At 44.1% G+C, this 6,482-nt stretch carries 4 protein-coding genes; 3 read left to right on the forward strand and 1 reads right to left on the reverse strand.

Going from position 1 to position 6,482, the window contains the following annotated elements:
• The first annotated feature begins 327 nt into the window (after positions 1 to 327).
• The 3 genes from BMY80_RS11610 (at position 328) to BMY80_RS11620 (ending at position 5,758) form a co-directional block, all read left to right on the forward strand.
• Entirely contained in the window at positions 328 to 1,314 is a 987-nt protein-coding gene (locus BMY80_RS11610; protein WP_093143864.1) for an MYG1 family protein, read from the forward strand.
• A gap of 254 nt (positions 1,315 to 1,568) precedes the next feature.
• The gene (locus tag BMY80_RS11615; protein WP_093143867.1) at positions 1,569 to 2,678 is read left to right on the forward strand and encodes an efflux RND transporter periplasmic adaptor subunit; all 1,110 of its coding nucleotides are present in this window, start codon (positions 1,569 to 1,571) and stop codon (positions 2,676 to 2,678) included.
• Entirely contained in the window at positions 2,678 to 5,758 is a 3,081-nt protein-coding gene (locus BMY80_RS11620; RefSeq protein ID WP_143066539.1) for a multidrug efflux RND transporter permease subunit, read from the forward strand. Before BMY80_RS11615 ends, BMY80_RS11620 begins: the two co-directional genes overlap by 1 nt.
• Positions 5,759 to 6,044: 286 nt before the next feature.
• Here the strand turns inward: BMY80_RS11620 and BMY80_RS11625 are convergent.
• The coding region (locus BMY80_RS11625) for a transposase (protein ID WP_177178591.1) at positions 6,045 to 6,482 on the reverse strand (438 nt) is incomplete at its 5' end.

A 6,482-nucleotide genomic window follows, 5' to 3' on the forward strand; every position in this document is an offset into this window, starting at 1 on the left:
TACCGGCAGGTGATTCCCGCAGTCTGCAGAAACAGTATATCCTTTAATCGATGTTACGAACTTTTTTCGTAAATATCAATTACCGCATATCACTTAAGTGAAATGGTTAAAGTTATTGCCTCTCAGCCTGTTTTTCCCTCATTACCAGTCAGTTTCATGACGTTTCATCCGGAGTTTTCCACATGGACAGCCATTCACAAAATAAACAAAAAATATAATCTATCTGACATACAATGGTATTTTATTTCATAAATGTGCTTTATCCTTGACATAGACGCAAAATCATTTAAATTTATACCTAGGTGTATAATATTTGGGAAATAAAGAATGATAATTGCAACTCACAGTGGCTCCTTTCATGCTGATGAAGTCACTGCATGCGTGATTTTCAAGCTTCTGGATGCCACGACAAAGATCATCCGATCAAGGGATCCTGAAGAACTTGAAAAAGCAGACTACGTTATTGACGTTTCAGGAAAATTTGATTTACAGAAGCATTTCGATCATCATCCGGCAGAGTTCAATCTCTCCCGCAGCAACGGCATCAGATATGCCACGGCCGGTCTTATCTGGGACAGGTTCGGTCGTGAACTTCTGGAACTTATCCGCCGCTGTCTGCCCAACCCTGATGAAATTTCGGATACCGTAATCAACAAGGCCTGGAAAACCATTGACCGCAATATAATGCAGTATACCGACCTTACCGACAACGGACAGCTGGACAGCTATACCAGAAGCCTCTGCAGTCTGAATCAGTCCGAGGAAAATCAGGTTTACGCCAACCTCAACAGATTCTACATGCACATACCGGTAGTTCCTTATCTTGTTGCCATGCAGAATGATCTCAACGGCACCGAAGAAACACAGTATCAGAACTTCATTGAAACCGTGGACAGTCTCAAGGTTCTCTACAAGAAGCTTTTCATCAACACTCTGACCAACGCCAGAGACGAGGAAAAGGTGCTCAAGAGCTATGACGGTTCCGAAATTCTGCGTCTTGATGACAAGCTTCCATGGTTTGAAGCAGTGCTCAACAACTGGAACTGCTTTGAAAAATGCAGGATTGCCATCTACCCTGACCACAAGAAAAAGGGATACAGAATCCAGTCTCTTCCGGGCTCCCAGTCATCAAGATTCAAAAACCGCTGCGGTGCGCCTACCGCGTGGAGAGGCAAAGAGCTTGAAGAACTCAACAGAATTATCGGCATCAAATCGGCAACCTTCGTGCACAAAACAGGTTTTACCGGCGGAGCTCTGACCAAAGAGGATATCGAAATCATGGCGAAACTCTGGCTTGAAGGTTCCGAACCGTAAGTTCTGAAATTCATCACTGAAAAAAAGCACTGAAAATCTCATTTTTCAGTGCTTTTTTTTCAGTCATTATTTAAATTTTCAGTGTTTTAAACGATTATACATAATATGATTCACAGTATGAAAACACTGATATCTGAACTCATATGATTTATCAGTGTCCAATGATAGTATTGTATGTGTAAAAATTTTTCAAAAACAGATTTATAGCGTAGAATTGTCGCTTATACAGATTTGATTTTTCAAGGGGGTAAAAAATGCGTAAATGGCAGATCGCAGTACCATTGGCAACCATACTGGTCTTCGGTGCCGTAATAGGATTCAACATATACAAAGAAAAGAAAATACAGGAATACCTGGCAAACATGAAGCCTCCGGTTAATCCGGTAACCACAATGAAAATTGACAAAGCTCCATGGCAGGAAGCCGTAAGCGCCATAGGTTTCATCGAACCTAACCAGGGTATCGACGTATCATCTGAAGTATCCGGCAGCATCACAGGACTTTATTTTGATTCCGGCGACGTGGTAAAACAGAATCAGGTACTTGTACAGGTAAACGATTCCGTTGAAAAAGCGAACTACGAAGCATCCAGAGCCAAGGCGGACGTGGCAGAAAAGAAGTTCATCCGCTACTCAGCCCTCATCAAGAAGGGAAACGTATCCCAGATGGATCTGGACAATGCCAAGGCAGACTATGAAGCGGCCATTGCCGATGCAAAGTCCATCAAGGCAAAAATTGAAAAACTGCAGATCAAGGCACCTTTCGAAGGCAAGCTGGGTATCCGTAACGTATACGTCGGTCAGTATGTTCAGCCCGGTTCAAAGATAGCCCACCTTGAAGATAATTCAAAAGTAAAGGTACGCTTTACCGTATCACAGAATGATGTTGAAAAAATCAAACTGGGTCAGAAGGTTGTGCTTAATGTTGACGCCTTCCCTGATGAAACATTCGAAGGTGAAATCTCCGCAATTGAAGTTGTAATGAATTATGAAGCAGGTATTCTGCAGGTTCAGGGCACCATTCCGAACCCTCAGTCAAAACTCATAACCGGCATGTATGCAAAGGTTAACGTAATTCTGCCTTCGGAAGAAGAACAGATTGCCATTCCAAAGACCGCGATTTCATACAACCTTTACGGTACTTCCGTATACCGCGTGAAGACTGATGACAAGGGACAGAAGATTTCCGAACAGGTAAACGTAACCACCGGTAACGAAAACGGAGACAAGGTTGTCATCACCTCCGGCCTCAATCCCGGTGACGTAATAGTTACTGAAGGTCTGGTAAGACTCTCCAACGGCAGCTATATCGAAGAAAACGACAAATACAATCTTGATAAGGTTGAAAAAGTACCGGAGCTCTAATAATGTTTACTGATATCTTCATTAAAAGACCGGTACTCGCAGTATGTATCAGTCTTCTTATAACACTGCTGGGGCTGCAGTCCCTGAAAAACATGGCCGTGCGTCAGTATCCGGACATGACCAACACCGTAATCACCGTAACCACCAGTTACTACGGTGCCGGTGCCGATCTTATTCAGGGCTTCATCACCGCTCCTATCGAGCAGGCCGTTGCCCAGGCGGACAATATTGACTACATGACTTCCAGCTCCAAAATGGGCTCATCCACCATTACGATCTACATGAAGCTCAATACCGATCCTAACGGAGCCCTCGCAGACGTCATGTCACGCGTTAACTCCGTAAAATCACAGCTTCCTTCCGATGCACAGGATCCGACCATATCCCTTTCTACAGGATCCACCACATCAGTGCTGTACATCGCCTTCTCAAGCGATGTAATGGACGGTCCGCAGATTACCGACTACCTTAACCGTGTGGTTATCCCACAGCTCTTTACCGTAAACGGTGTAGCCAAGGTTAACCTGTACGGCGGTAACGAATATGCTTTGAGAATATGGATTGACCCTCTCAAGCTGGCTGCTCATCAGCTTACGGCACAGGATGTGGTAAATGTTCTGAAGGCCAACAACTTCCAGACTTCATCAGGACAGATCAACAATTACTATACCCTGATGAACACCAACACCAATACTCAGGTTGCCAATGCTGATGAACTGTCTGAACTTATTGTTGCATCCAAGAACGGTGCCGTAGTCAGAATGAAGGATGTTGCCAAGATCTCAATGGCAACCAGCCATGACAGCTTCAGATCCATCGCCAACGGCCAGAAAGGTGTCGTAGCCGCAATCGATGCAACCCCAACAGCCAACCCTCTGGATATCGCAGCAGGCGTAACAGCCCTTATGCCTACCCTGGAAAAGGGACTGCCAAGCACTCTTAAGATGAACACCATCTACGACAGTACCATTTCCATTGATGAATCAATCAACGAAGTTATTCACACCATCGTTGAAGCGGCAATTATCGTACTCGTGGTCATCACCCTCTTCATGGGTTCTTTCAGAGCCGTTGTAATACCTATCATCACAATTCCTCTGTCCATGATCGGTGTAATCATGCTCATGAGTCTCTTCGGATTCTCAATAAATCTGATGACTCTGCTCGCAATGGTTCTTGCCATCGGTCTGGTTGTGGACGACGCCATCGTGGTGGTTGAAAATGTCGACCGTCACATCAAGAACGGACTTTCACCGTTCAAGGCTGCCATTATCGGTACAAGAGAAATAGCAATTCCCGTAATATCAATGACCATAACCCTCGGTGCGGTATACTCACCGATAGCACTCATGGGCGGTATCACCGGTTCGCTCTTTACCGAATTCGCACTGACTCTGGCAGGTTCCGTGCTGATTTCAGGTATCATTGCCCTTACCCTGTCTCCTATGATGTGTTCAAAGATGCTCAAGGCTGAAGAAAAGCCTGGTAAATTTGAAAGCATCGTGAACAGAATCCTCAACAGGATAACCGAAATCTATACCGGAATGCTTGATGCGGTATTAACCACAAGAACCCCTATCGTAATTGTGGCCATTGTCATCATGGCATCACTGCCTCTGCTCTTCAAGTACTGTTCATCAGAACTTGCTCCGTATGAAGACAGCGGTGCATTCATGATGATGGGTAAGGCTCCTACCAACGCAAACCTTGACTACATCGAGGATGGTATCAAGAAGCTTAATAACGAAGCCGCCAAGGATCCTGCAGTACTTAACACTCTGGGCATGATCGGTACCCCCGCGTCAAACCAGGGTATGGCGATTCTCGTACTGAAGGAATTCAATGAACGTGAAAAGCAGTCTGAAGTTATCAAGAGAGTTTCACCTTTACTTACCAAGAGTCCTAACATAAACGCTACCGTATTCCAGATGCCTCCTCTCCCTGGCAGCTCAAGCGGTCTTCCTATGCAGTTCGTACTCATGACTCCGAACAGCTTCGAAGAACTCTATGACGTGTCCGAACAGGTTATGGAAAAAGCAAGAAAAAGCGGTCTCTTTGTATATTTCGACAGTGACTTAAGCTATGACTCCCCTACCCTTTACATCGATGTTGACCGTAAAAAGGCAGGTGCTTACGGTATTACCATGAGTGATATCGGTCAGACTCTTTCAACAATTATCGCCGACGGATATGTAAACCGCGTATCCATCGACGGCAGATCATATGAAGTTATTCCTCAGTCTGAACGTATTGAAAGAATGAATCCAGATTCGCTCAACAAATACTTTGTAAAATCTCAGAGCGGAGACATGATTTCATTAAGATCAATTCTTAACGTAAAGGTTAAGGCTGTGCCAGCCACTCTTTCAAAAATGTCACAGCAGAACGCAGCCACCCTGAGCTTTGCACTGAGTCCGGGAGTTAACATGGGTGAAGCCGTAAGCTTCTTTGAAAACGAAGTCGTACCTACACTTCCTGCCGGTTACACTCATAACTACAAGGGTGAATCAAGACAGTTCACTACGGAAGGCAGTTCACTTGCTTCTACCTTCGCACTCGCAGTGTTCATAATCTTCCTTGTACTTGCATGTCAGTTTGAAAGCTGGAGAGATCCTTGCGTTATCCTGATTGCCGTTCCTCTGGCAATTTCAGGTGCTCTGCTCTTCCTGTCCGTAGGCATGGCTTCTCTGAACATTTATACCGAAGTAGGTCTGATAACCCTTGTGGGTCTTATCTCAAAGCACGGTATTCTGATCTGTGAAGTTAGCCGTGAAGAACAGCTTAAGAACGGATGTTCAAAGATCGAAGCAGTTAAGAGAGCAGCCTCAGTAAGACTTCGTCCGATTCTGATGACCACCGCGGCAATGGTTGCCGGTCTGGTTCCTCTGCTCACAGCTGCCGGTGCAGGTGCGGAAAGCAGATTTTCAATCGGTCTCGTAATCGTTGCAGGTCTGTCAATCGGCACCATGTTCACTCTGTTTGTGCTTCCGGTTATTTACTCATTTGTCGGTGAAAACCACAAGCCGCTTCCTGAGTTTACTGAAGAAGAACTTAATGCAGAAATAAAGAAAGCTGAGTAAGATGTAACTCAGTTGAAAAGTAGAAAAACAGGGCTTATGCCCTGTTTTTACGAGCATGTTAAAATCTTTCTGTAAATAGAAAAATATCCTGAGAAAATTTTTAAGCAGTAACCAGAAGGTCACTGCTTTGGTGTTATTAATATTACCTGTTTGTTTTTATAAGTCAAGATTTATGTTTTATGAATAAAATAGTCAATTATTTCTATTGAAATTTACTATTTTTATTAAAAAACAAAATAATCAATAGACGGAAGTTTCAGCTTCCGTCTTTTGTTTATCCCAGAAATCAGTCTGGTAATCGGCCTTCATACATTATCTGAAATTCACCGTAGATTACTCCCCAGTTTCTTAGAGGCATGGTCCATTTTTTGGTTGCTTCAAAGGTGGAAAGATACAGTGCTTTCAGCAAGGCCTGGTCGCTCGGAAATACGCTTCTCTGGCGATTCAGTTTGCGGTAAGACGCATTAAGACTTTCAATGGCATTGGTGGTGTAAATAACCTTTCTGACTTCAGCTAAGAATTTAAAAATCGGGCATATTGCATCCCAATTGTCATACCAGCGTTTCATGGCTCTTGGATACTTATCCTGCCACTTCGCCGTAACATGGTCCAGGGCCTTTCTGCCGTCTTCTTCATTCGCTGCCTGATAGATTGTTTTTAGGTCTCTGGCAAATGCTTTACGGTCTTTTTCCGGAACGTATTTTAAGGTGTTTCTTATTTGATG

Origin of the sequence: Ruminobacter amylophilus, from assembly GCF_900115655.1 — a bacterium.
Classification (GTDB): domain Bacteria; phylum Pseudomonadota; class Gammaproteobacteria; order Enterobacterales; family Succinivibrionaceae; genus Ruminobacter; species Ruminobacter amylophilus.